Raw genomic sequence first — 21,735 nt, 5'->3', positions numbered from 1 at the left:
GCAGCCGGGCGGAAGGGACAGGCCGGGGTGAGCGACAATCAGAACCTGCTCGCGGAGCAGCGGCGCGCTCTGATCCTCGACGAGGTCAGACGGCGCGGCGGCGTCCGCGTGAACGAGCTGACCCGCAGGCTCAACGTGTCGGACATGACGGTCCGGCGCGACCTGGACGCCCTCGCCCGGCAGGGCATGGTGGAGAAGGTGCACGGCGGCGCGGTCCCGGTCAGCGAGCCGAGCAGCCACGAGCCGGGCTTCGAGGCGAAGTCGGGGCTGGAGCTGAGCGCCAAGGAGGACATCGCCAAGGCGGCGGCCCGGATGGCGGCGCCCGGCGGCGCCATCGCCCTGGCGGGCGGCACCACCGCGTTCGCGCTGGCCCAGCAGTTGCTGGAGGTGCCGGACCTGACGGTCGTCACCAACTCGGTACGGGTCGCCGACGTGTTCTACAACGCGCAGCGGGCGGCGGCCGGCGGCAGCCAGGCGCCCCGGGCGGGCGCGGCGACCGTGGTGCTGACCGGCGGCGTCCGTACCCCCTCGGACACCCTGGTGGGCCCGGTGGCGGACGCCGCGATCCGCTCCCTCCACTTCGACGTGCTCTTCCTCGGGGTGCACGGCATATCGGTGGAGGCCGGACTCTCCACGCCCAACCTGGCCGAGGCCGAGACCAACCGCCACTTCGTCCGCTCCGCCCGCCGGGTCGTGGTGGTGGCCGACCACACCAAGTGGGGCACGGTGGGGCTCAGTTCCTTCGCCTCCCTGGAGGACGTGGACGTCCTGGTGACCGACCGCGGCCTGTCGGCGCAGGCCCGTACGGAGATCGCGGAACTGCCGCCGGAACTGGTCGTCGCGGGCGAGCCGGGCGACGGTACGGACCTCTGAGGGCCCGGGGCGCCGGGGCGGCGCCCCCTGGAGGACCGGCGGCCGGCCCGGCGTGGCGAGCGGCTCAGGCCGGCCAGGTGCCGGTCTCCAGGAAGCTGTCGATCGTCGCCGCGTACGGCGCGATGTCCAGGCCCTGCTCCGCCAGCCAGCTGTCCGAGTAGTACTTGTCCAGGTAGCGGTCGCCCGGGTCGCAGAGCAGGGTGACGACCGAGCCCGTACGCCCCGCGGCGACCATCTCCGCGACGATCTTCAGCGCGCTCCACAGACCGGTGCCCGTCGAACCGCCCGCCTTGCGGCCGATGGCCCGCTCCAGGGCCCGTACGGCCGCCACGCTCGCCGCGTCCGGGACCTTCATCATCCGGTCGATGGCGCCGGGCACGAAGCTGGGCTCCATGCGCGGCCGCCCGATGCCCTCGATGCGTGAGGCGGTGGCGCAGTCCGTCTCCGCGTCGCCGGTGCGCCAGCCGTCGAAGAAGCAGGAGTTCTCCGGATCGGGCACGCAGATGCGGGTGTCGTACTGCATGTAGTGCACATAGCGGGCGATGGTCGCCGAGGTGCCGCCGGTGCCGGCCGTGGCGACGATCCAGGCGGGTTCCGGGTAACGCTCCAGGCGCAGCTGCTGGTAGATCGACTCGGCGATGTTGTTGTTGCCCCGCCAGTCCGTCGCCCGTTCGGCGTAGGTGAACTGATCCATGTAGTGGCCGCCGGACTCGGCGGCGAGTTCGGCGGAGACCGCGTAGACGGTCCGCGGGTCGTCCACGAGGTGGCAGGTGCCGCCGTGGAACTCGATCAGCCGGGTCTTCTCCCGGCTGGTGGTGGCGGGCATCACCGCGATGAAGGGCACCCCGATCAGGCTCGCGAAGTACGCCTCGGAGACCGCGGTGGAGCCGCTGGAGGACTCGATGACGGGCTTGCCGGGCCGGATCCAGCCGTTGCACAGTCCGTAGAGGAACAGCGAACGGGCCAGCCGGTGCTTGAGGCTGCCGGTGGGGTGGGTCGACTCGTCCTTCAGGTACAGGTCGATGCCCCACTCCTCCGGCAGCGGGAAGCGCAGCACATGGGTGTCGGCCGTCCGGTTGGCGTCCGCCTGCACCTTGCGGACGGCCTCCTTGAGCCAGCTCCGGTAGTCCGGATCGCTGCGGTCGACGTCCACGGTCGGCATCGGACAACCGCCCCCGGACACCCGGCCGGCGGGGCTGTGTGGTGACTGTGCGGTGCTCATGGCGCGCTCCCCGACGTCGTACGGAGCCCGCGCGGAACGCCGGGCCGGTTCCGACTATAACCACCTGCCACACGCTTCTCACCTGCATAAACAACCCTTTGAGCAACCCCAAGCACCTCCTGGGAGCGAGCTGCGGGCGAGCTTTGGCCAAGGGGTACTGGTGCACACGGCACGACGCAGGCAGACTGCGCACCGGGGCGGGTGGCGAGCGCACGCCCGACGTGCTGAGGAGGTGATCGCCATGGCGGAGCCCGAGTTCAACGCGACCGGGGTACGCATAGAGAAGTGGCTGCTCCGGTCGCTCACCCGGGCGGGCCAGGTCGTGATCAAGGACGGCAGGCTGGCCCTGCTGACGAGTTACGGCACCGAGATAGACAGCGCGCCGGTGCAGGCCGTACAGGCGCACAAACCCCTGTTCGCAGCCCGTGACCGGGCACTGGCGACGCTGAACGGACACCGTTACTCGCTGACGCTGGGCACCCCGGACCGCTTCCTGGACGCCGTACGCGCGGCACGCTCCGCGCGCGCTTGACAGGGTCTTACGGGGGACGGTGCGGTTGCGGGAGCGCACTGGTGGGACGACCCTGGACTCGTATCACTGAGGGTTCACCAGCGGTGACACTGTGGTGGAAGTGCGGACATCGCTGGATCCGATCTTCGCCCCCGTCGTACGAGGGCGCCCGACCTCATCAGGGAGTCGTGGTCGTGATCAGGCAGCCCAGCAGACACTGCACGGTGGAGCTCCAGGCCCTTCCGGCCCGGATCGGCCAGGTGCGCAGGATCGTATCGGCACAGCTCCGGTACTGGCGTCTCGACGCCTTGATAGACCCGGCGGCGCTCGGCGTGACCGAACTGCTGGCCAATGTGCACCAGCACGCCGTGCCCAGCAAACAGTGCACCGTCGAACTGCTCGTCCTCCTGGACCAGCTGACGGTGTCGGTACGCGACCTGGACCCGCGACTGCCCCGGGTACGGACGGCCGGGACCCTCGACACCGAGGGCCGCGGGCTGTCGCTGATCGACGCGCTGAGCGAGAGCTGGGGAGTGCGCCCGGACGGCGGCGGCAAGGTCGTCTGGTTCACGCTCCCCGCGCTCTCGCTCGCACCGGAGGAGACGGTGCGCCGTACGTCGGCGGGGCGCTCGTCGTGCGCCCGCGGCGCGGCAGCACGCGAACCGGCGCTCACCCCGGCCGAACCACCCCTGCGTACAGCGGTGGACACCCGCCCACGGGTGCGGGGCGCCGGAGTCGGCTGACGGGCCGGGGCGGACGGACGGCATGAACGCCTACGGGGGCGCGGCGTGGAGTGCCGACGGCGCCCGCCCCTGTCCGCTCACGCCGTCCCGCCCTTCGGGCCGGTGCCGAACCGCTCGTCCAGGGCGGAGAGCCGGCGCCAGTACTCGCCCTCGTCGATCTTCCCGGTCGCGAAGCGGCGGGCGAGCAGATCGATGGGCGACGGGCCGGCACGGCCTGCCGACGCGGGACCGGCGCCGCCCCGGAGGCCGCCGAACGGCTGCCGTCGGCCGCGCCACACGGTGCGCCGCAGCAGGGTGACCACCCCGAACACCGTCGGGCACCGTCCCGGCGCGTCGGCGTGCGCCTGGGTGGTTCGCCCTTGCGAGCCTGGCCCGCCGGGGGCCGCCGGTCGTCGTACGGCTGACGACACCGTGCGTACGGCCGAAGAAGTACGTGCTGCGGAGTCAGGTGCTGCGGCCTGGGACAACCGCCCCGCGCAACCGGAATTGATCTCTGTAACTACTGGTATGTACAGTCGCGCCATGACCACTTCCGAACGGCTCGTCGAGAGCACCAGGGAGCTCCTCTGGGAGCGCGGCTTCACCGGCACCAGTCCGAAGGCGATCCTGCAGCGCGCCGGCGTCGGGCAGGGCAGCATGTACCACCACTTCGCCGGCAAGTCCGACCTCGCGCTCGCCGCCATCCGCCGTACCGCCGAGGTCATGCGGGCCACCGCCGACACCGCCCTCTCCGGGGAGGGCGGCGCCTGCGACCGGGTGCGGGCCTACCTGCTGCGCGAGCGCGACGTGCTGCGCGGCTGTCCGGTGGGCCGGCTGACCATGGACCCGGACGTCATCGCCGATCCGGCGCTGCGGCAGCCCGTCTTCGAGACGCTCGACTGGCTGCGCGGCCGGATCGCCGCAATCCTCCGCGAAGGGTGCGAGCGGGGCGAGTTCGACGCGGAACTGGACCCGGAAGAGACCGCGGCCGCCGTCGTCGCCACCGTGCAGGGCGGCTACGTACTGGCCCGCGCCGCCGAGTCGCCCGCCCCCTTCGACACCGCGGTACGCGGCGTACTGTCCCTGCTCACGGCCCGCACCACCGGTCCGGGCCCGGTCGCCTGACGCCCCGTCACCGCAGCACCGCGCATCCGCGCCCGCACCGCACCGCACCGCACCGCACCTGAGAGGCGTCACCGCCATGGAGATCACCCGCAGCCGTCCCGACAGCCAGGCCGGGCCCGCCGGGCATTTCACCGGCACCGTATGGCTCGACGAACTCGCGTCGCCGCCCGCGCCGTCCCGGCTGCGCCTGTTCAGCGTCCACTTCGCGCCGGGCGCCCGTACCGCCTGGCACCGTCATCCGCACGGCCAGGTTCTGCACGTCACCGAGGGCGTCGGCCTGGTGCAGCGCAGGGGCGGCCCGGTCGAGGGGATCAGGGCCGGGGACACGGTGTGGACCGCCCCGGGCGAGTGGCACTGGCACGGCGCGGCGCCCGGCACGTTCATGACCCATCTCGCCCTGGTCGAGGCGGCCGAGGACGGCACGACCACCGACTGGGGCTGCCTGACCGACGATCGTACGGCCGCCGACGCCGAGCGGGCCGCGTGAGCCCGCACCCCACCGTTTCGCCCACCCACTCGGAGCACCCGTGCACGCCATGCAGTACACCGTCACCCTCCCCGCCGACTACGACATGGCAATCATCCGCGACCGGGTACGGACCCGGGGGCACCTCCTCGACACCTGCGCCGGACTCGGGATCAAGGCGTACGGCATCCGCGAGCGCGGGGCCGACGGTTCGCCCGTCAATCAATATGCGCCGTTCTATCTCTGGGCCGACCCCCTGGCGATGAACCGTTTCCTGCTCGGTGACGGCTTCCGTGGTGTGATCCGCGACTTCGGCCGCCCCGAGGTGCGGCACTGGACGGGCGTCCACCACGAGCGGGGTCCGTCCGCCGGAGCGGTGCCGGGCTCCTTCGTCCGCCGCACCCAGGTGCTCGACGGAGCGACGGATCCGGCCACCGCCGTGGCGGAGGCGGTGGCCGGTCAGCGGCGGCTGGCCCGTACCGACGGGGTGCACACCACCGCGCTCGCGCTCGACCCCCGGCACTGGGAGCTGATGCACTTCACCCTCTGGGAAGGCACGGCGCCCGAGTCGGACGGGGAGCGCTTCGAGGTGCTGCACCTGTCCGCGCCGGGGGCCGGGCAGCTGCCGACCGGGGCGCACTGGTGAACGCGCGTCCGGAACCCGCCGTCCGTACGGTGTCGGGAGACGTCTGCCCCGCCTCGCTGGGCCTCTGCGACGCCCACGACCATCTGTTCCTGCGCAGCCCGCAGCTGCCCGGTCAGGAACTCGACGACACCGGTGCGGCGGCGGCCGAGCTGCGGGCCTTCCGGGAGGCGGGCGGCGGCACGGTGATCCAGTGGACGCCGTACGGAATGGGGCGGCGCGCCGGTGAACTGCCCCGGCTCGCCGAGGAGTCGGGGGTGCGGATCGTCGCGGCGACGGGCCTGCACCAGGCGGTGCACTACGCGCCTGAGGTGCTGGAACGGGTAGGGGCGAAGGGCGGTGCGGCCGGTTCCGGCGGGGGCTCGACGGACCTGGCGGCGCTGTTCGTGGCGGAGCTGACCGCGGGGATCGGGAGCCGGCCCGGCGGTCGCGGTGACGGCCGTACGGACGCGGCCGGCGACGCCGGCGCGCGCCCCCGGGCCGGGATGATCAAAGTGGCCGGCGGATTCCACGGCCTGGACGCGCACGCCCGGTACACCATGGCCGCGGCGGCCGAGGCCCACCACGCCACCGGCGCCGCCATCGGCGTCCACCTGGAGCTGGGCACCGGGGCCCAGGACGTCCTCGACCTGCTGTGCGGGACGCTGGCGGTACCGCCGCGGCGGGTCGTCCTGGGCCACCTCAACCGCTCCCCCGACCCGGTGACCCACCGGTCGGCCGCCGCTGCCGGGGCCTACCTGGCGTTCGACGGGCCGTCCCGCACCCACCACGCAACGGACTGGCGGCTGCCCGACGCGCTGGCCGCGCTCGCCGACGCCGGGTACGGGGACCGGCTGCTCCTCGGCGGCGACACGACGACGGCGGCGGCCCGGTCGGTCAGCGGCGGGCCCGGCATGCCCCATCTGCTGCGCCGCCTGCGGCCGCGGCTCGAACTCGCCCTGGGGGCCGAACTGGTACGGCATATCTTCACCACGAATCCGGCCCGCGCGTTCGCGGTGGCGTGGGGGCGGGCGGGAGGCGCCTGAAGCCGGTGCGCAGGCGGCTGGAGCCGGTGGGCGGGCGGCTGGAGCCGGTGGGCGGGTGTCTGAAACCGGGGGCTGACGCCTGAGGCCGGACGACGGGCGGCCGTTGTCAGTGGGGCGGGTGACAATGGCGGCAGTGTGAACCGCCGGCCACTGGAGGGACCGTGGAACACCTGGGCATCCTCGCGCACAGCGCCGAAGGGGCGGCGCTGTGCTTCCGGGCCTTCTGCCAGGAGGCGTCCGCCGAGCTGGGACCGTACGACCATCCGGACGTGACGCTGGACTGCATCAGCATGGCGCGGTCCATGCCCGCCTGGGAGGCCGGTGATCATCGCTCGATACGGGCGACGCTCGCCGAGAGCGTCGCCCGCCTCGCCCGCGCCGGCGCGGACTTCTTCGTCTGCCCGGACAACACCGCCCACCTGGCCCTCGAACTGCCCGGCGAGCACCTGCCGTTGCCGGGCCTGCACATAGCCGAGGTGGTCGCCGAACGCGCCGCCCGTCACGGGTACCGACGCGTCGCCGTCCTGGGCACCGCGTACACGATGGACGGCCCGCTCTACGGGCACGCGCTGGGCTCCCGAGGCATCGCGGCGGACGTCCCGGACTCGGACGACCGCCGTACCGTCCACCGGATCATCTTCGACGAGCTGGTGAACGGCGTCTTCTCCGAGCCCGCCCGCCAGGAGTACGTACGCGTCATCGGGCGGCTGGCCGCACGCGGCTGTGACGCGGTCGCCCTCGTGTGCACGGAGATTCCGCTCCTGGTGACACCGGAGGTCTCGCCGCTGCCGACGCTGGACTCGACGCGGCTGCTGGCCCGCGCGGCCTTCGAGACCGCCGTGGGCCGACGGCCCGTACCACGGTGGCGGGGAGGAGCGGTCGGGACAGACATCAGCAGGTGATGCTGCCCTTGCGCAGTGCGTGGCCGTCGTCATTGCTGTCGTCGGCCCAGTAGACGGGCTTGGATCCGGCGACGCACTCGTCGGCGCCTGCCAAGGCGAAGCCCTCGTTGTTGTAGTCGGGCATGCCTGAGGGGCGGTTGTAGACGGCTTTGGTGGTGAAGGTGCCGGTGCGGGCTACTTGAAAGGTGCGGTGCTGTCCCTTGCAGGTGTCGTCGCAGACGGCCCACAGGCGGTCGGCCCGGGGTTCCCACTGCAACTCCATGACGCCGCTCATGCCACTGCTGAAGGACGCGACACGGGTGAAGGCACCGGAGTCCTCCAGGACGTAGCCGTAGATCATGCCGGTGCCCTCGACGCCGGTGAAGAACACGCCACCGCTGTGGGCGCCGTACCGTGCCGGGGCGTAGGCGGCGCCGGTGGAGGCGTCCTTGAAGGCGGCTCCCGTCAGGTAGGCGTCGGGGACCCAGGTGATGCCCTCGAAGCCGAGGTTGGAGCCGACGGGTGGCAGGTCGGAGGTGAGGTTCCACTCCTTGGCGGCGGTCAGGGTGGAGCCGGTGCCGGAGACGTCGTACTTCAGGACGGACAGCCGGCTGGTGCCGGAGGCGTCGCCGTCACGCTCACTGGCGACGAACACACCGGCGGCTCCGCCGCCGGTCGCGGTCACGCCCTCGCTGTCGGGCCGTCCGGAACCGCCGGGAAAGCGCAGGGCCTTGCCGGAGGCCCAGCCGCGGCCGGTGTCGGGCGTCCAGCCACCGGAGGCGTTACGGACCAGGCGCCACAGCTTGCCGCTGTTCTGGGCGGCCCACATGACCTTGCCGTCCTGGTGGAGGCCGCTGAGGTCCTCGCCGAAGACGTCGGCGGCGTCGGCGTTCGTCACGGCGCCGCTGCCGGGCCACGCCGCCGGAGTGGTGCCGTTGCCACCACAGTTGTTGGCGGCGCCGAGGGTCACCTCGGCCGCCTTGAAGGCGCCGGTGCCGTCGGGGCAGCGTGACCAGGACGGAGCGGAATGTTTGCTCCAGGAGAAGCTGTCGGCCAGGGTCCTGCCGTCCGGCAGATACAGACGGGCCTTGTCGTCCGAGCCCAGCCCGAATCTGTCGTGGACATCGAAGGCACGGAAGGCGCCCGCAGCCAGCCCGGTCCCGGCGGGGATCGTGTACTTCGAGCCGTCCTTGTCGTCCTTGAGAACCCAGCCCGAGATGTCGACCGTCGCGGTGCCCTTGTTGTACAGCTCGACCGAGTCCTCGACGCTCCCGGTGGTCACCACCTCGTTGATCCGGATGTCACCGGCCGGAGCCGCGTGAGCAGGGGCGACGACGGCCGTACCGGCCAGGACCGTCGCGGTGACGAGGAGAAGGACGAGGAGAAGGGGGAAAGCACGGTGCCGACGGCGCGTACGTACTGCGGTCACGGAGTCCGTCCAGAGGTCGCGGAGGAAGGGGCGGCACGACGGTCCGACGCGGACCGGACGGGACGCCTCCCGCCAGGCGTACGGCGCATGAACGGAAACCGAAGGATGGGCACAAGGCACGCGCGGCGGCCGGGACGTGATCCGCCGTCAGGTATGACCGGCGGGCGCCCGCCACCGCGAACCAAGAGATCAACTTTGCAACAGCAATGATCTTCGCAACGGCGCTTACCGCCTGCGCGCGCCACCCCCCTTGCGTATGTGATTTACGCAACGGCTAGATCGGGAACTGACACTCGGTGCTACCGCGAGGTAAGCGCATCCCCGCAGGTCCGGGACCCGGAAGGGGGCCAAGTGACCAACAGAAAAGCCCCGTACGGCCCGCCGTGCCTGGCCGGACTCCGACATCACGGCACCCACTGGTGCCCAAGAGGGCTATGAGGGCGGTCACACCGAGCTAATCTGATGCCTCACCTCCGGCCCTGCCGGACCGGCTCGCGGCTCCCGCGGGGTCGCGACGACACGGCCCCGGACCGGAGGTGATACCCGATGGACTCGTGTCCGAAGGGGTGCTGCTGTACTCGCTGTTCGTGGGAGGGCTTTTTTCGGAAGGCGCGCTGGTTCAGCCCGCTGTACGCGGTGGTGAAGTTCCTGCGTGAAACCTTTCAGCACTTCCACTGATCAGCAGTAAGGCCCCGGCTCGACACCGGGGCCCCTGCAGCTGGGTCCTGCCTCCGCCGGTTGAGCGCCAAGGGGGCAGGGCCCTTCATGCCTGCGCGCCGCCCGGAGCCGCGGACCGTGAACTTCCCGGCCCCCGCCACCGGACAGGCGGTTGTTGCACCTATCTTGCCCTGCCCGGCTGGGCATTTCGAGCGGCGGGCACGCCCCATCTTGCGTGAGCGGCGGCCAACCGAGTGTCATACACACTGTTCAGGCAGCACCACCGGGCCCCTTGTGGCTCACATCACGTCCCTCGGGGGTGGCAGGGACCACAAGAGGTTTCGAGGAAAAATGTCGAACACGTGACTGTGTACGGGCCGTTCAGCCGGGGCCGGCTTCCCGGCCCTCCCCCTCCAGGACCACCAGCGGATCGTCCAGCACCGGCTGCCACGCCAGCTCCGCCGCGCCGACCAGGCTGTTGTGGTCGAGCGTGCACGGCAGGATCGGTACGCCGCCGCTGCGCCCCCACAGGCTGCGCTCGGCGACCACGGCCCGCAGCCGTTCCGGGTCGGCGCCCAGCAGTTCACGGTGCAGGCCGCCGAGGATGATGCGGTCGGGATTGAGGATGTTGACGAGTCCGGCGATGCCGAGGCCCAGCCGGTCGATCAGCAGGTCGGCGGCGGCCCGTACGGACGGGTCCTGGTGCTCCTCGCGGAGCAGATCGGTGGCCTGCCGGAGCAGCGAGCCCTCGGGGCCGGGTGCGCGCCCCGCGGCGCCGAGGAAGGCGAGCGGGTCCGCCTCGACGTCGAGACAGCCGCGGCTGCCGCAGTGGCAGGGCGCGCCCTCCGGGTTGACGGTCAGGTGTCCGACCTCCAGGGCGAGGCCCGAACTGCCGCTGTGCAAGCGGCCGTCCAGGACCAGCGCGCCGCCGACGCCCCGGTGGCCGGAGGCGATGCACAACAGGTCGCGGGCGCCGCGTCCGGCGCCGTGCCGGTGTTCGGCCAGCGCGGCGAGGTTGACATCGTTGCCGGTGAAGCCGACCGCGGCGGTGGCCCCGGGGATGCCGGCCTCGGCGAGGGCGCGCCGGAAGAGCCGGCGTACGGGGGCGCCCGAAGGCCAGGCCAGGTGGAGGGGGTTGAGTGCCTCGCCGTCGGGTTCGGCGACGGCCGACGGGATGGCGAGCGCGGCGCCGAGGCAGCGCCGCCCGGCCCGTTCGAGCAGTCCGGAGCCCGCCGCCACCGCTTCGGCCAGTACGTGCGCCGGGTCGGCGGGGATCGTGCCGCAGCCGCTCACGGTGGCCACGATCCGCCCGCCGAGGCCGACCAGCGCGACGCGGTAACCGTCGGCGTGGATCTGCCCGGCGAGGACGACGGGGCCGTTCTCGTTCAGGAACAGCCGGTGGGACGGACGGCCTTGGGACCCCGCCGAGGAGGTCGGACGGGAGTCGACGACGATCAGCCCGAGCGCTTCCAGCTCCGCGGCCACCGCGCCCGCGGTCGCCCGGGTCACGCCGAGTTCCGAGGTCAGGACGGCACGGGTGGGTGCGCGCCCGGTGTGTACGAGCTCCAGTGCGGGCCCGAGGGCGCTGCGGCCCCGCTCCAGCCTGGTTGTCCGAGTGTGGGTCACGTCCCCATTCTTGCTTTGTACCGGCAGCAAACAAAATACGGGCCACCCTTCCGCGCGGGAAGCTGCGGGCCGCCCTCCGGGAAGCGCCGCCCGCGCCCCGTTCGGCGGGTCCGGCGCGCGTCCCGTTCGGCAGGCCGTGTCCCATGCGGCTACTGCACGGCGCGTACGGGCACGTACGCGGGAGTCGATACGCGGATGACGGGTACCCGACCTGTCGGAAGGGACCGTATGCGGACCATAATTGACTGCTTGGTCACGGATTCGGCCAGGGCATCCGGCCGGAGGACACCCGTGCGCGGGAGCGCGCACCGGAGCCGCCCGGCCACCCCGACACCTGGGGGGTCTGCATGAACGTCACACCTCGGCTGCGCGGAGCCGCGCGGCTGATGTTCGGCAATCCGGTCTCGCTCGTCTACCTCGCGCTGGTGCTCGCGGCGGCGCTCTTCGCCGTGGTGGACCTGGCCTTCGTGCAGCACGAGGACGCCTCCTTCTCCGGCGTCTGGGTGGCGCTGCTCACCGCCCCCACGGTCTTCCCGCTGTGGCTCGCCGGCGACGCGCTGTGGGGCGAAGCCGGCTCGCCGCAGTGGTACCTGATCCTGACACTGGCCGTCGCCGCGCTGGTCAACGCGTTGCTGCTGGGACTGGTCCACCGGGCGCTGCGCGGCCGGCCGGGCGCGCGCGGGGCCGTTGTCAGTGGCGGCTGGCACACTCAGCGGCATGGAGAACACTGACTTCACCGAGTCCCTGGAGCGGGACGGGCAACTCCTCGCGGACGCCGCCGAGAAGGCCGGGGCCGACGCGCCGGTCCCCACCTGCCCGGAGTGGCGGGTGCGCGATCTGCTCTCCCACACGGGCCGGGTGCACCGCTGGGCGACGGGCTTCGTGGCGCAGGGCCTCCAGCAGCCGGTCCGGTTCCCCGAGGCCCCTGGGCTGCCCGACGACCAGCTCGCCGACTGGCTGCGCGACGGCTGCCGGACTCTGGTGCGGGCGCTGCGCTCGGCCCCGGCGGACCTGTCCTGCTGGACCTTCCTGCCCGCGCCGTCCCCGCTGGCCTTCTGGTCGCGCCGCCAGGCGCACGAGACGGCGGTGCACCGCGCCGACGCCGAGGTGGCGCTCGGCGCGGGCATCACCGCAGCCACTCCCGCCTTCGCCGTCGACGGCATCGACGAACTCCTCGTCGGCATGCAGGCGCGGGAGCGCAGCACCATGCGCACGGAGTTGCCGAAGACGCTGCTGATACGGGCCGCCGGAGCAGCCGGCACACCCGCTGCGGCCTGGACGGTCCGGCTGTCGGACGCGCCGCCGCGCGCCGAGCGCATACCGGGCGCGGCGGCGGGAGACGCCGCGCTGTCCGGCGCCGCCGCGGCGGACTGCGTGATCGAGGGAGCGGCGCCCGACCTGTACCTCGCCCTGTGGAACCGCCGTTCGCTGGACGGCATCACCGTCACGGGCGATGCCGGGCTGGCCCGGTTGTGGCAGGAGCGTTCGGGACTCTGACGGTTGCCGTACGACGGAGGGAAGGGACGGAGACGGAGGGAGGCGGGCCGGCCGGACAGCAGAGAAATGGGCGGCAAGGAGCGGCGAGGAGCGGCACTCTCCTCGCACAACCCCGAAATTCAGGGCAGCACATGACAGACTGTCACCATGTCACCGACCCGCTCCCAGGCCGACCGTGACGCGATGACCGTCGAGATCGGTTTCGCGCTGCTGACCGGCGTGTTCGTGGCCGCGCTGACCTTCGGCGTGGCCGTGAGCCCGCTGCTCTTCCTCCAGCTGAGCCGGAACGCGACGGGGGCGCTCCTGGCGGCGGCCGCGAGCGTGGCAGGGATCGCGTTCGTCTGGCGGGTGGTGCGGGTTCTGCGCCGCTTCACCGGCCGGCGCTCCGGACCGGGCGCTCTGGCGGAGTGATCTCCGGTCGAGGACCGGGGGCGCGCTGAGCCGTATCAGGTCGCGCTCGGGCCTCCAGGCGGACGGCGGCCCGAGCCGCCTGGGACATACCGGCCCGGGACGCACCGGTTCGGGGCGGCTACCCGAGCCACCCGGGCCGTACGAGCCCGGACTCGTAGGCCAGCACCACGAGTTGGGCCCGGTCGCGGGCGCCCAGCTTGACCATCGTGCGGCTGACGTGGGTCTTGGCGGTCAGCGGGCTGACGACCAGGCGGCGGGCGATCTCCTCGTTCGACATGCCGAGGCCGACCAGCGCCATCACCTCCCGCTCCCGTTCGGTGAGCGCGGCCAGGGTGCCGTCCGCGGCCGGTTCCTTGGAGCGGGCGGCGAACTCGGCGATCAGCCGGCGGGTGACACCCGGCGAGAGCAGCGCGTCGCCCTCGACCACGGCACGCACCGCCCGCACGAGTTCCTCCGGTTCGGTGTCCTTGACCAGGAAGCCGGAGGCGCCGCAGCGGATCGCCTCGAAGACGTACTCGTCCAGTTCGAAGGTGGTGAGCATGACGACCTTCACGGCGGACAGCCGGGGGTCCTCGGTGATCTGGCGGGTGGCGGCCAGCCCGTCCAGCACCGGCATCCGGATGTCCATCAGGACGGCGTCGGGGCACAGGTCGCGCAGGGCGAGCAGCGCCTCCTCGCCGTCCGCCGCCTCTCCGACGACCTCGATGTCGGGCTGGGCGTCCAGCAGCGCCCGGAAGCCGGCGCGGACCAGCAGCTGGTCGTCGGCGAGCAGTACCCGGATCACGACTCCTCCTCGGTGGCCTGGTCCCTCACCGTATCCGCAGCGTGCGCGGCATCGGGCCGCTGCGGCTCCGGCGGTCCGGCGGGTGTCGCGGGGCGCAGCGGGAGGCGGGCGTGCACCCGGAAGCCGCCGTCCGGGCGCGGCCCCGCCTCGACGGTGCCGCCGAGCGCGGCGGCACGCTCGCGCATACCGACCAAGCCGTTGCCGCCCCCGGTGACGTCTCCGGCGCGCCCGGCGGCGGTCGCCGGGCCGTCGTCGTCCACCGTGATCTCCAGCGTGCCGGGGAGACGGCCGAGGCGGACGCGGGCGGTACGGGAACCGGAGTGCCGTACGACGTTGGTGAGCGCCTCCTGGACGATGCGGAAAGCGGCGAGGTCGGTGCCCGGAGCGAGACGCTCGGACGAGCCGTCCACGGTGACCGCGACCGCCAGGCCGGCACCCTTGGCCTGCTCGCACAGTTCGGGCAGCCGGTCCAGGCCGGGCGCCGGGGCGCGTGGCGCGGCTCCCGGTGCCCGCAGGGTGTCCAGAACCTGCCGGACCTCGCCCAGCGCTTCCTTGCTGGCGGCCTTGATGGTGGTCAGGGCGGTGCGGGCCTGCTCGGGGTCGTCGTCCAGCAGCGCGAGGCCGACGCCTGCCTGGACGTTGATGACGGAGATGCTGTGGGCCAGTACGTCGTGCAGTTCCCGGGCGATCCGCAGCCGTTCCTCGTCGGCCCGCCGCCGCTCGGCGGCCCGCCGCTCGGCACGTACCCGCGCGAACTGCTCACGGCGTACGCGCGCCAGCTCCGAAACCGCCACCACCGCCACCACCAGGACCGTGACGAACAGCTGTTCCCCCCAGGGCGCGGGCCCGTCACCCCGCGGCGGCAGCCAGCGGTAGAGCCAGTGGCCGACCAGGAGGTGGCTCGCCCAGACCAGGCCGACGGCGGCCCAGGCGGCCGTACGGTGCCCGGCGACGGCGGCCGCGAAGCAGCCGAAGGCGCCGAGGAACAGGACGGGGCCGTACGGGTACCCGGCGGCGAGGTAGACGGCGGTGGTGAGCGCGGTGCCGAGGGCGACGGTGCGCGGGTGGCGGTGCCGCAGGAGGAGCAGGGCCGCGCCCGCGATCACCAGGAGGTACGCCGGCAGGCCGAGGTCAGCGCGGCCCGGCTGGCCCTTCGCGGCGAACCGGGTGCCGACGCACACGAACACGGTGAACCAGACCGTCGAGGCCCAGGGCAGCCCCGCGCCGGACCGGCCCGCCGGCCCGCCGTCGTCCGCCACCCACCACGGGCCCGCGGGTCCGCCGCCTCTCGCCGCCCGCCACCGGCCCGGACGCGGGCCGCGGCAGTGCCGCGCCCACCGCGGCCGTACGTCGTCCATGCCGTCACGCTAGACCGGCGCACCGTACGGGGGCGTCAGCCCGGCGTGGGTGATCGGACGTACTCCCCGGGGAGTAGCCGCCGAGCAGCGGCCCCGGCTCCTGCCCTGGCTCCCGGCTCTCCGGTTCCCGGCTCCCGGTTCCCGGCCCTCCGGCTCCCGGCTCTCCGGCTCCCGGTTCCCTACTTGTCCAACGCCCCCATCGCCCGCCGCGCGACCGGATGCGTACGGACGATCTCGGCCAGCGTGGTCGTCCCCCGGACGATCTTCGCGAAGGCGTGCCAGGCCGGACGGAAGCCGGTCAGGGCAGCGTGGATCAGACCGGGGCGGCGGGCGAAGAGCGTGAGCATCCGGCGGCCGACGCCCATTTCCACCCCGAGCCCGGCCTTGATCGCGAAGGCGTAGTTCAGGGCCTGGCGGCGGGCGTCCACCGCGTCGTGCGCCTCCGCGACACGGGCGGCCCACTCCCCCGCGAGCCGCCCGGAGCGCAGCGCGAAGGAGATGCCCTCGCGGGTCCACGGCTCCAGCAGCCCGGCGGCGTCACCGCACACCAGGACGCGGCCGCGGGAGAGCGGCGAGTCCTCGGCGCGGCAGCGGGTCAGATGGCCGGAGGAGATGCTCGGCTCGAAGCCCGCCAGGCCGAGCCGCCCGATGAAGTCGTCCAGGTAGCGCTTGGTCGCGGCGCCCTCGCCGCGGGCCGAGATCACGCCGACGGTGAGGGTGTCGCCCTTGGGGAAGACCCAGCCGTAGCTGCCGGGGATCGGGCCCCAGTCGACGAGCACCCGTCCGGCCCAGTCCTCGGCGACCGTCGGCGGCACCGGGATCTCGGCCTCCAGGCCCAGATCGACCTGGTCCATCTTCACGCCGACGTGGGCGCCTATCCGGCTGGCGCTGCCGTCCGCACCGACCACCGCGCGGGCCAGCACCACCTCGCCGTCGCCCAGCACCACGGCGACGGTCCGCCGGTCCGGCACCGCCGAGCCGTGCTGTTCGACACGGGAGACGGTGGCGCCGGTGCGCAGCTCGGCGCCGGCGTCCTGGGCGGTCTTGACCAGCTGGGCGTCGAAGTCGGGACGGTTGATGAGCCCGAACAGCATGTTCTTGGAGCGGCGGGTGCGGGTCAGCTTTCCGTTGAGGGAGAACGTCACCGCGTGCACCCGGTCGCGCAGCGGCAGGTCGAAGCCGGGCGGCAGCGCGTCGCGGGACGGTCCGATGATGCCGCCGCCGCAGGTCTTGTAACGGGGGAGTTCGGCCTTCTCCAGGAGCAGCACCCGGCGTCCCGTACACGCCGCTGCGTAGGCGGCCGAGGCTCCGGCGGGCCCCGCGCCCACCACCACGACGTCCCACACCTGCTGGTTCCCCTCGGCTGCGCTGTCGCTGCTCACCTGTGCTTCTGCTCCCGTTCGATGCCTTGCTGCGCGTACCGCCCGCATCCTACGGCGCGCCGTCGGACGCCCTTCCTGTGGGAAGATCGGCCCCACAATCGCCCGTACGTACGGTTGGTCCGGTGCGGTAGAACCGGACGGACCGGCACGTGACCCCACGTGTACAACGCCGCGCCCACAAGGAGCGTTCCATGCCTGACAGCCCGCTCGCGCACACCGTCGCCTCGCTGCAGCCCCGGGCCAGGACCGAGCTGGCCGAGCTGGTGGCCTTCAAGTCGGTCGCCGACCCGGCGCAGTTCCCCCGCAGCGAGTGCGAGGCCGCCGCCGAGTGGGTGGCGGGCGCGCTGCGGTCCGAGGGCTTCACGGACGTGGCCCTGCTGGACACCCCGGACGGCACCCAGTCCGTGTACGGCTTCCTGCCGGGGCCGGCCGGCGCGCCGACCGTGCTGCTGTACGCGCACTACGACGTGCAGCCGCCGCTGGACGAGGCCGCCTGGATATCGCCGCCGTTCGAGCTGACCGAGCGGGACGGCCGCTGGTACGGGCGCGGTGCCGCGGACTGCAAGGGCGGCCTGATCATGCACCTGACGGCGCTGCGGGCGCTCAAGGCGCACGGCGGCGTCCCGGTCAACGTCAAGGTGATCGTGGAGGGCTCCGAGGAGCAGGGCACCGGCGGGCTGGAGCAGTACGCCGAGGCCCACCCCGAGCTGCTGACCGCCGACACCATCGTGATCGGTGACACCGGCAACTTCCGGGTCGGCCTGCCGACGGTGACCGCGACGCTGCGCGGCATGACGCTGGTCCGGGTCCAGGTGGACACCCTGGAGGGCAACCTCCACTCCGGCCAGTTCGGCGGCGCGGCGCCGGACGCGCTGGCGGCGCTGATCCGCATCCTGGACTCGCTGCGCGCGGAGGACGGCTCGACGGTCGTGGACGGCCTGGAGGCCGACGCCTGCTGGGACGGTCTGCAGTACGCGGAGGAGGAGTTCCGCAAGGACGCCAAGGTGCTGGACGGTGTCGGGCTGACCGGCAGCGGCACGGTCGCCGACCGGATCTGGGCCCGCCCCGCCGTCACCGTCCTCGGCATCGACTGCCCGCCGGTGGTCGGTGCCACGCCGTCCGTGCAGGCGGGCGCGCGGGCGCTGGTGAGCCTGCGGATCCCGCCGGGCACGGACGCCGTGAAGGCCTCCGAGCTGCTCACCGCGCACCTGGAGAAGGCCGCACCGTGGGGCGCGCGGGTCACCGTCGAGCAGATCGGGCAGGGCCAGGCGTTCCGCGCGGACACCGACAGCCCGGCGTACGCGTCGATGGCGGAGGCGATGCGGGAGGCGTACGACGGCACCGAGATGCAGACGTCCGGCATGGGCGGTTCGATCCCGCTGTGCAACACCCTCGCCGCGCTCTACCCGCGGGCCGAGATCCTGCTCATCGGCCTCAGCGAGCCGGAGGCGCAGATCCACGCGGTCAACGAGAGCGTCTCGCCGGAGGAGCTGGAGCGCCTCTCGCTGGCCGAGGCGCTGTTCCTCCAGCGGTACGCGCGGCAGTACGAGGCCGCCGGCAGCTGAGCCGCCCGCACCGTAGGCCGAGGGCCGAGCCGCCCGCCCATAGGACGGCGGCTGGGCCGCCCGGCCCGTAGGACACCCGTGACGACCGGTCCGGGGGCTCTCCCGCCGCCCCCGGACCGCTGCCCCAAGCGTCCGCCTTCGGCTCCTACCGCCCCCGGCCGCCCCTCACCCCACAGGAACGCCCGCCTCAAGATTGAGCGGGCGTCCCCGTTCGCGTGCGCGCAGGGCCCAGCGCAGCCGGTTCCAGCGCACCGGGGGCAGCATGTCCGCCGCCTCGGCCTCGGTGGCGAACCGCCAGTCCCGCAGCTCGGGCCCCGGGAGCAGCAGGTCCCGGATCTGCTCGCCCGCCAGCCTGCCGCCGTCGAAGAGCATCCGCAGGCCGCCGAAGCCGGGCGGCTTCGGCGGTTCCCAGTCCAGCACCAGCAGCCGTGGCGCGCTGTGCAGCCGGATGCCCAGTTCCTCGGTGACCTCGCGCAGTCCCGCCCGGGCCGGCGGCTCGCCCGGTTCCACGACGCCGCCGGGGAACTCCCAGCCCGGCTTGTACGTCGGGTCCACCAGCAGGACCCGGTCGGCATCGTCGAAGAGCAGCACGCCGGCCGCGAGGGTCTCCGCCGTGGGCTCCGGTGTCTGCACGATGTCGCAGGCCCCGGCACCGGCGTGGACGGCTTCCGCGATCCGTTCGGCGGTCTCCCGGGGTGTCAGCCGGGCCGTGTCGATGACGTGCGCGTCCTGTTTGAGCCAGCCGAGCGCGTCCTCGTACGCCTCCAGGTGCGCCCGGCACCGGCCCTGCGCCGCCGCGTCGGCCGGCGCGCCCCCGGCTCGGCCCGCGCGCCGGTCCGCACGCTCGCGGAGGATCGTTTCCTCCGCGTGCAGCAGAACGTGGCGTACGGGCACCCGGCGCGAGGCGAGGCCGCCGAATATCTCGTCCCGGTACTCCTGGCGCAGCAGCGGCATCGGGGTGACGAGCGGCCCCGGTACCTCGTTGAGCAGCGCGGCGGCCGTGTCCACGACGAGCCGGCGCCAGGACGGCAGGTCCTGGTAGTCGCCGACCTGCTCCAGCCGCGCGGCGGGCAGCAGCAGCCGCAGCTCGCTGCCGACCAGCTCGGGGTCGTAGAGCGTGCTGCCGGGAAGCAGGTCCAGCAGGTGCCGGGCCGCGGTGGACTTTCCCGCACCGGACGCGCCGTTCAGCCAGACGATCACATTGCCCCCTTGTCCCTAGACCCCTGTGAGTTGCCCGTAACACCCTGCCACGGAAACTTTTGCGGGGACGGGGCTATCCACGCGCTGCCACGGACGTGGCCTTTTCCACCTTCGGCGCAATACCGGAAGGTTTGAAGACCCCCTTGTACGCGCTGATCGCGGCCACCGCGGCGACGAGGACGCTGGTCACCACGTCCTTTCCGGCGAAATCCCCGGCGAAGAGCGCACTCCCCAGCCCCACCAGCACCGAGACCACCACCTGCACCAGAGTTCTGGCGGCGTGCGACCACTGCGGCTGATTGATGACGGAGATGAGCACCGGTGACGCGAAACCCACGATCAACGCCCACATCTGTGCGTTCGTCATGACGCTCCCCTTTCACTCGGGTTTCACTCGGGCGGTAGCCGGAGCGTCGCCGCCCCGGCCCGCCCCGGCAAGGGCTCGCGCACCGCAATCCCCCGCGCGGGCGTACGGGGACACCGCCCGGCCCGTCACCCCTTGTTCGCGCCCAGGGTCAGGCCCGCGATGAAGTGCCGTTGCAGGAGCAGGAAGACCACGATCGTGGGCAGGGCGACGATGACCGAACCCGCCGCCAGCAGGTTGTAGTCCGTGAAGAACTGACCGCGCAGGTTGTTCAGGGCCGAGGTGACCGGAAGTTTGTCACCGTCGGAGAGGAAGACCAGGCCCCACAGGAAGTCGTTGTACATCCAGGTGAATTGCAGCGTGCCCAGGGCGGCGAGGGCGGGCCGGCACAGCGGCAGCGTCACGTGCCGGTAGCGCCTCCACACCCCCGCCCCGTCGACGACCGCGGCCTCCAGGATTTCCCGCGGCAGGGTCCGCATGAAATTCGCCAGCACGAAGACGCAGAAGCCGAGTTGGAAGGCGACCTGCACGGCGAGCACGGCCCACAGGGAGTCGTAGAGCGTGAGCGAGTCGGACAGCCAGTAGGGCAGCGGCACCTTGGTGAAGAGCACGTAGAGCGGCGTGACGATGACCTGTTGCGGCAGCAGGTTGCCGGCTGTGAAGAACATCAGCAGGAGCAGCGAGCCGCGCAGCCGCAGCCGGGCCACGGCAAAGGCGGTGAAGGACGCGAGAAAGAGCGTGATCAGGACGCCCGGCACCGCGATCAGGAGGGTGTTCAGGAAATACCGGCCCATGCCGGAATCGGTGAACGCCTGCCGGTAATAGTCGAAGGAGAGCCGGCTCGGCAGGGAGAAGTACCCGTCCCTGGCGGTCTCCTCGTACGGGCGCAGCGACGCGTAGACGGCCAGCAGCAGCGGCGCGAGGAAGGCGAGTGAGACGGCGAGCAGAAAGGCGTGCACACCCCAGCGGCCGCCCCGGCGGCCACCTCGGCCGCCCTTCCCGCTCCGGCGGCGGCCGGGTGCGCCACCGGCCGGCCCGGCGGTACGTACCGGGCGCGCGGCCCGTACGGCGGGCACGGTCATCGGCGCTCCTCCCCCCTCAGTTCCTGGACGAGATAGGTGACGATGAACCCGAGGGAGACCAGCAGCAGGACGACGGCGATGGCCGATCCGAAGCCGATCCGGCTCGCCTCGCCGACGATGTTGTCGGTCACCAGGACGGACAGCAGTTCCAGGCCGTTGCGGCCCTTGTTGACGGCGTAGACGATGTCGAAGGCGCGCAGTGCCTCGATGACGGTGATGACGCCGACGATGACGTTGACCGGGCGCAGCGCCGGCAGCACGACCCGGAAGAACGTCTGCCGTTCGGTGGCCCCGTCGACGGCCGCGGCCTCCTTGAGCGTCGGGTCCACCGACTTCAGCCCGGCGAGGTAGAGGATCATGACGTACCCGGTGTGCCGCCAGCAGGCGGCCAGCAGGATCATCCAGATGTTCAGGTCCGGATCGCCGAGCCAGTCGACCGGGTCCTTCCCCCCGCCCAGGAGGGCGTTCAGGGCGCCCTGGTCGCGGGAGAGGATCAGCTGGGCGATGAAGCCGACGACGGCGAGCGAGAGCACCACCGGCATGTAGAGGGCGGACTGGTAGAAGCGGCTGAACCGCACGCCGCGGTCGATGAGCGCGGCGAGCAGCAGGCCGAACGGTGTGGCCAGCAGGCCGAGGGCGGCCAGCCACAGCAGGTTGTTGCGGACTGCCGGCCAGAATTGCGGGTAATCGGCGAAGAGGTGGGCGTAATTGCCGAGACCGGCCCATTCGATGTCACCGACGCCGTCCCAGTCGGTGAAGGACAGGCCGACGGAAGCCATGGTCGGGCCCCACACCAGGACGAGGTCGAGCAGAATCGGCAGGCCCAGCAGGACGCACAGGACGGCGCGGTCGCGGCGGGTGTGGCGCCGCGGGCCCCGGCGCCGGGCGCGGCGTGCCGCGGTCTTCGGCATG

The 21,735-nt window shown here is 72.7% G+C and carries 23 protein-coding genes; 12 read left to right on the top strand and 11 right to left on the bottom strand.

Features of this window, described 5'->3' with window-relative positions; translation table 11 throughout:
- Positions 1-27 precede the first annotated feature (27 nt).
- Positions 28-873 (top strand): DeoR/GlpR family DNA-binding transcription regulator, encoded by an 846-nt coding sequence (locus OEIGOIKO_RS35500; protein WP_030023667.1) that lies wholly within the window; start codon positions 28-30, stop codon positions 871-873.
- Positions 874-937: 64 nt separating this feature from the next.
- On the opposite strand, the gene OEIGOIKO_RS35495 is transcribed toward OEIGOIKO_RS35500, so the two are convergent.
- Positions 938-2,035, bottom strand: a complete 1,098-nt coding sequence (locus OEIGOIKO_RS35495; protein WP_125059370.1) for a PLP-dependent cysteine synthase family protein — start codon at positions 2,033-2,035, stop codon at positions 938-940.
- A 301-nt stretch (positions 2,036-2,336) separates the two neighbouring features.
- Here OEIGOIKO_RS35495 and OEIGOIKO_RS35490 point away from each other — a divergent pair, with 301 nt between their 5' ends.
- Both OEIGOIKO_RS35490 and OEIGOIKO_RS35485 read left to right on the top strand, forming a co-directional pair.
- On the top strand, positions 2,337-2,627 hold the full coding sequence (locus tag OEIGOIKO_RS35490; protein ID WP_030023665.1) for a hypothetical protein: 291 nt from the start codon (positions 2,337-2,339) through the stop codon (positions 2,625-2,627).
- A gap of 173 nt (positions 2,628-2,800) precedes the next feature.
- Positions 2,801-3,349: an ATP-binding protein gene (locus OEIGOIKO_RS35485; protein ID WP_125057474.1), complete on the top strand. Its 549-nt coding sequence runs from the start codon at positions 2,801-2,803 to the stop codon at positions 3,347-3,349.
- Between the two features lie 77 nt (positions 3,350-3,426).
- Here OEIGOIKO_RS35485 and OEIGOIKO_RS35480 read toward each other — a convergent pair whose 3' ends face one another.
- Entirely contained in the window at positions 3,427-3,660 is a 234-nt protein-coding gene (locus tag OEIGOIKO_RS35480; protein ID WP_371858995.1) for an SHOCT domain-containing protein, read from the bottom strand.
- 211 nt (positions 3,661-3,871) lie between these two features.
- On the opposite strand from OEIGOIKO_RS35480, the gene OEIGOIKO_RS35475 reads away from it, so the two are divergent.
- The 5 genes from OEIGOIKO_RS35475 (at position 3,872) to OEIGOIKO_RS35455 (ending at position 7,489) form a co-directional block, all read left to right on the top strand.
- Entirely contained in the window at positions 3,872-4,453 is a 582-nt protein-coding gene (locus tag OEIGOIKO_RS35475; RefSeq protein ID WP_246177747.1) for a TetR/AcrR family transcriptional regulator, read from the top strand.
- 76 nt (positions 4,454-4,529) lie between these two features.
- On the top strand, positions 4,530-4,940 hold the full coding sequence (locus OEIGOIKO_RS35470) for a (R)-mandelonitrile lyase (protein WP_125057472.1): 411 nt from the start codon (positions 4,530-4,532) through the stop codon (positions 4,938-4,940).
- Positions 4,941-4,980: 40 nt separating this feature from the next.
- Positions 4,981-5,565: a DUF4865 family protein gene (locus tag OEIGOIKO_RS35465; RefSeq protein WP_125057471.1), complete on the top strand. Its 585-nt coding sequence runs from the start codon at positions 4,981-4,983 to the stop codon at positions 5,563-5,565.
- Complete coding sequence (locus OEIGOIKO_RS35460) at positions 5,562-6,587, top strand: phosphotriesterase family protein (protein ID WP_371858994.1); 1,026 nt, start codon at positions 5,562-5,564, stop codon at positions 6,585-6,587. The genes OEIGOIKO_RS35465 and OEIGOIKO_RS35460 overlap by 4 nt, the downstream gene beginning before the upstream one ends.
- Positions 6,588-6,748: 161 nt before the next feature.
- Complete coding sequence (locus tag OEIGOIKO_RS35455) at positions 6,749-7,489, top strand: aspartate/glutamate racemase family protein (RefSeq protein ID WP_125057469.1); 741 nt, start codon at positions 6,749-6,751, stop codon at positions 7,487-7,489.
- On the opposite strand, the gene OEIGOIKO_RS35450 is transcribed toward OEIGOIKO_RS35455, so the two are convergent.
- Entirely contained in the window at positions 7,479-8,897 is a 1,419-nt protein-coding gene (locus OEIGOIKO_RS35450; protein ID WP_125057468.1) for a lamin tail domain-containing protein, read from the bottom strand. The two genes, OEIGOIKO_RS35455 and OEIGOIKO_RS35450, sit on opposite strands and share 11 nt — an antisense overlap.
- Before the next feature lie 1,038 nt (positions 8,898-9,935).
- The gene (locus OEIGOIKO_RS35445; RefSeq protein WP_125057467.1) at positions 9,936-11,180 is read right to left on the bottom strand and encodes an ROK family protein; all 1,245 of its coding nucleotides are present in this window, start codon (positions 11,178-11,180) and stop codon (positions 9,936-9,938) included.
- A gap of 347 nt (positions 11,181-11,527) precedes the next feature.
- Here OEIGOIKO_RS35445 and OEIGOIKO_RS35440 point away from each other — a divergent pair, with 347 nt between their 5' ends.
- From OEIGOIKO_RS35440 to OEIGOIKO_RS35430, 3 genes are all read left to right on the top strand, one after another.
- Positions 11,528-11,911, top strand: coding sequence for an SCO4225 family membrane protein (locus tag OEIGOIKO_RS35440; RefSeq protein WP_125057466.1), 384 nt, complete (start codon positions 11,528-11,530; stop codon positions 11,909-11,911).
- Positions 11,898-12,677 carry a maleylpyruvate isomerase family mycothiol-dependent enzyme gene (locus tag OEIGOIKO_RS35435; protein WP_125057465.1) on the top strand — a complete coding sequence of 260 codons (780 nt, stop codon included), beginning with the start codon at positions 11,898-11,900 and terminating at the stop codon, positions 12,675-12,677. Before OEIGOIKO_RS35440 ends, OEIGOIKO_RS35435 begins: the two co-directional genes overlap by 14 nt.
- A gap of 147 nt (positions 12,678-12,824) precedes the next feature.
- Entirely contained in the window at positions 12,825-13,088 is a 264-nt protein-coding gene (locus OEIGOIKO_RS35430; RefSeq protein ID WP_125057464.1) for a DUF6332 family protein, read from the top strand.
- Positions 13,089-13,206: 118 nt separating this feature from the next.
- Here the strand turns inward: OEIGOIKO_RS35430 and OEIGOIKO_RS35425 are convergent, their stop codons facing one another.
- From OEIGOIKO_RS35425 to OEIGOIKO_RS35415, 3 genes are all read right to left on the bottom strand, one after another.
- A complete protein-coding gene (locus tag OEIGOIKO_RS35425) occupies positions 13,207-13,872 on the bottom strand; it encodes a response regulator (protein WP_125057463.1) in 666 nt (221 codons plus the stop codon).
- Positions 13,869-15,230 carry a sensor histidine kinase gene (locus tag OEIGOIKO_RS35420; RefSeq protein ID WP_125057462.1) on the bottom strand — a complete coding sequence of 454 codons (1,362 nt, stop codon included), beginning with the start codon at positions 15,228-15,230 and terminating at the stop codon, positions 13,869-13,871. Before OEIGOIKO_RS35420 ends, OEIGOIKO_RS35425 begins: the two co-directional genes overlap by 4 nt.
- Positions 15,231-15,409: 179 nt before the next feature.
- Positions 15,410-16,612, bottom strand: a complete 1,203-nt coding sequence (locus tag OEIGOIKO_RS35415) for a geranylgeranyl reductase family protein (protein WP_170251948.1) — start codon at positions 16,610-16,612, stop codon at positions 15,410-15,412.
- 191 nt (positions 16,613-16,803) lie between these two features.
- On the opposite strand from OEIGOIKO_RS35415, the gene OEIGOIKO_RS35410 reads away from it, so the two are divergent.
- Positions 16,804-18,177 (top strand): dipeptidase, encoded by a 1,374-nt coding sequence (locus OEIGOIKO_RS35410; RefSeq protein WP_125057460.1) that lies wholly within the window; start codon positions 16,804-16,806, stop codon positions 18,175-18,177.
- 165 nt (positions 18,178-18,342) lie between these two features.
- Here OEIGOIKO_RS35410 and OEIGOIKO_RS35405 read toward each other — a convergent pair whose 3' ends face one another.
- The 4 genes from OEIGOIKO_RS35405 to OEIGOIKO_RS35390 all read right to left on the bottom strand — a co-directional run bounded on the left by OEIGOIKO_RS35405 (position 18,343) and on the right by OEIGOIKO_RS35390 (position 21,734).
- The gene (locus OEIGOIKO_RS35405; protein WP_125057459.1) at positions 18,343-19,377 is read right to left on the bottom strand and encodes an NUDIX hydrolase; all 1,035 of its coding nucleotides are present in this window, start codon (positions 19,375-19,377) and stop codon (positions 18,343-18,345) included.
- 73 nt (positions 19,378-19,450) lie between these two features.
- Entirely contained in the window at positions 19,451-19,744 is a 294-nt protein-coding gene (locus OEIGOIKO_RS35400) for a hypothetical protein (RefSeq protein WP_125057458.1), read from the bottom strand.
- 125 nt (positions 19,745-19,869) lie between these two features.
- Positions 19,870-20,823 carry a carbohydrate ABC transporter permease gene (locus OEIGOIKO_RS35395; protein WP_125057457.1) on the bottom strand — a complete coding sequence of 318 codons (954 nt, stop codon included), beginning with the start codon at positions 20,821-20,823 and terminating at the stop codon, positions 19,870-19,872.
- Complete coding sequence (locus tag OEIGOIKO_RS35390; protein ID WP_125059368.1) at positions 20,820-21,734, bottom strand: carbohydrate ABC transporter permease; 915 nt, start codon at positions 21,732-21,734, stop codon at positions 20,820-20,822. The genes OEIGOIKO_RS35395 and OEIGOIKO_RS35390 overlap by 4 nt, the downstream gene beginning before the upstream one ends.
- Between the last annotated feature and the right edge of the window lies 1 nt (position 21,735).

The organism is Streptomyces paromomycinus (assembly GCF_003865155.1).
Lineage (GTDB): Bacteria > Actinomycetota > Actinomycetes > Streptomycetales > Streptomycetaceae > Streptomyces > Streptomyces chrestomyceticus.
This window is presented reverse-complemented; position numbering and strand designations above follow the sequence as displayed.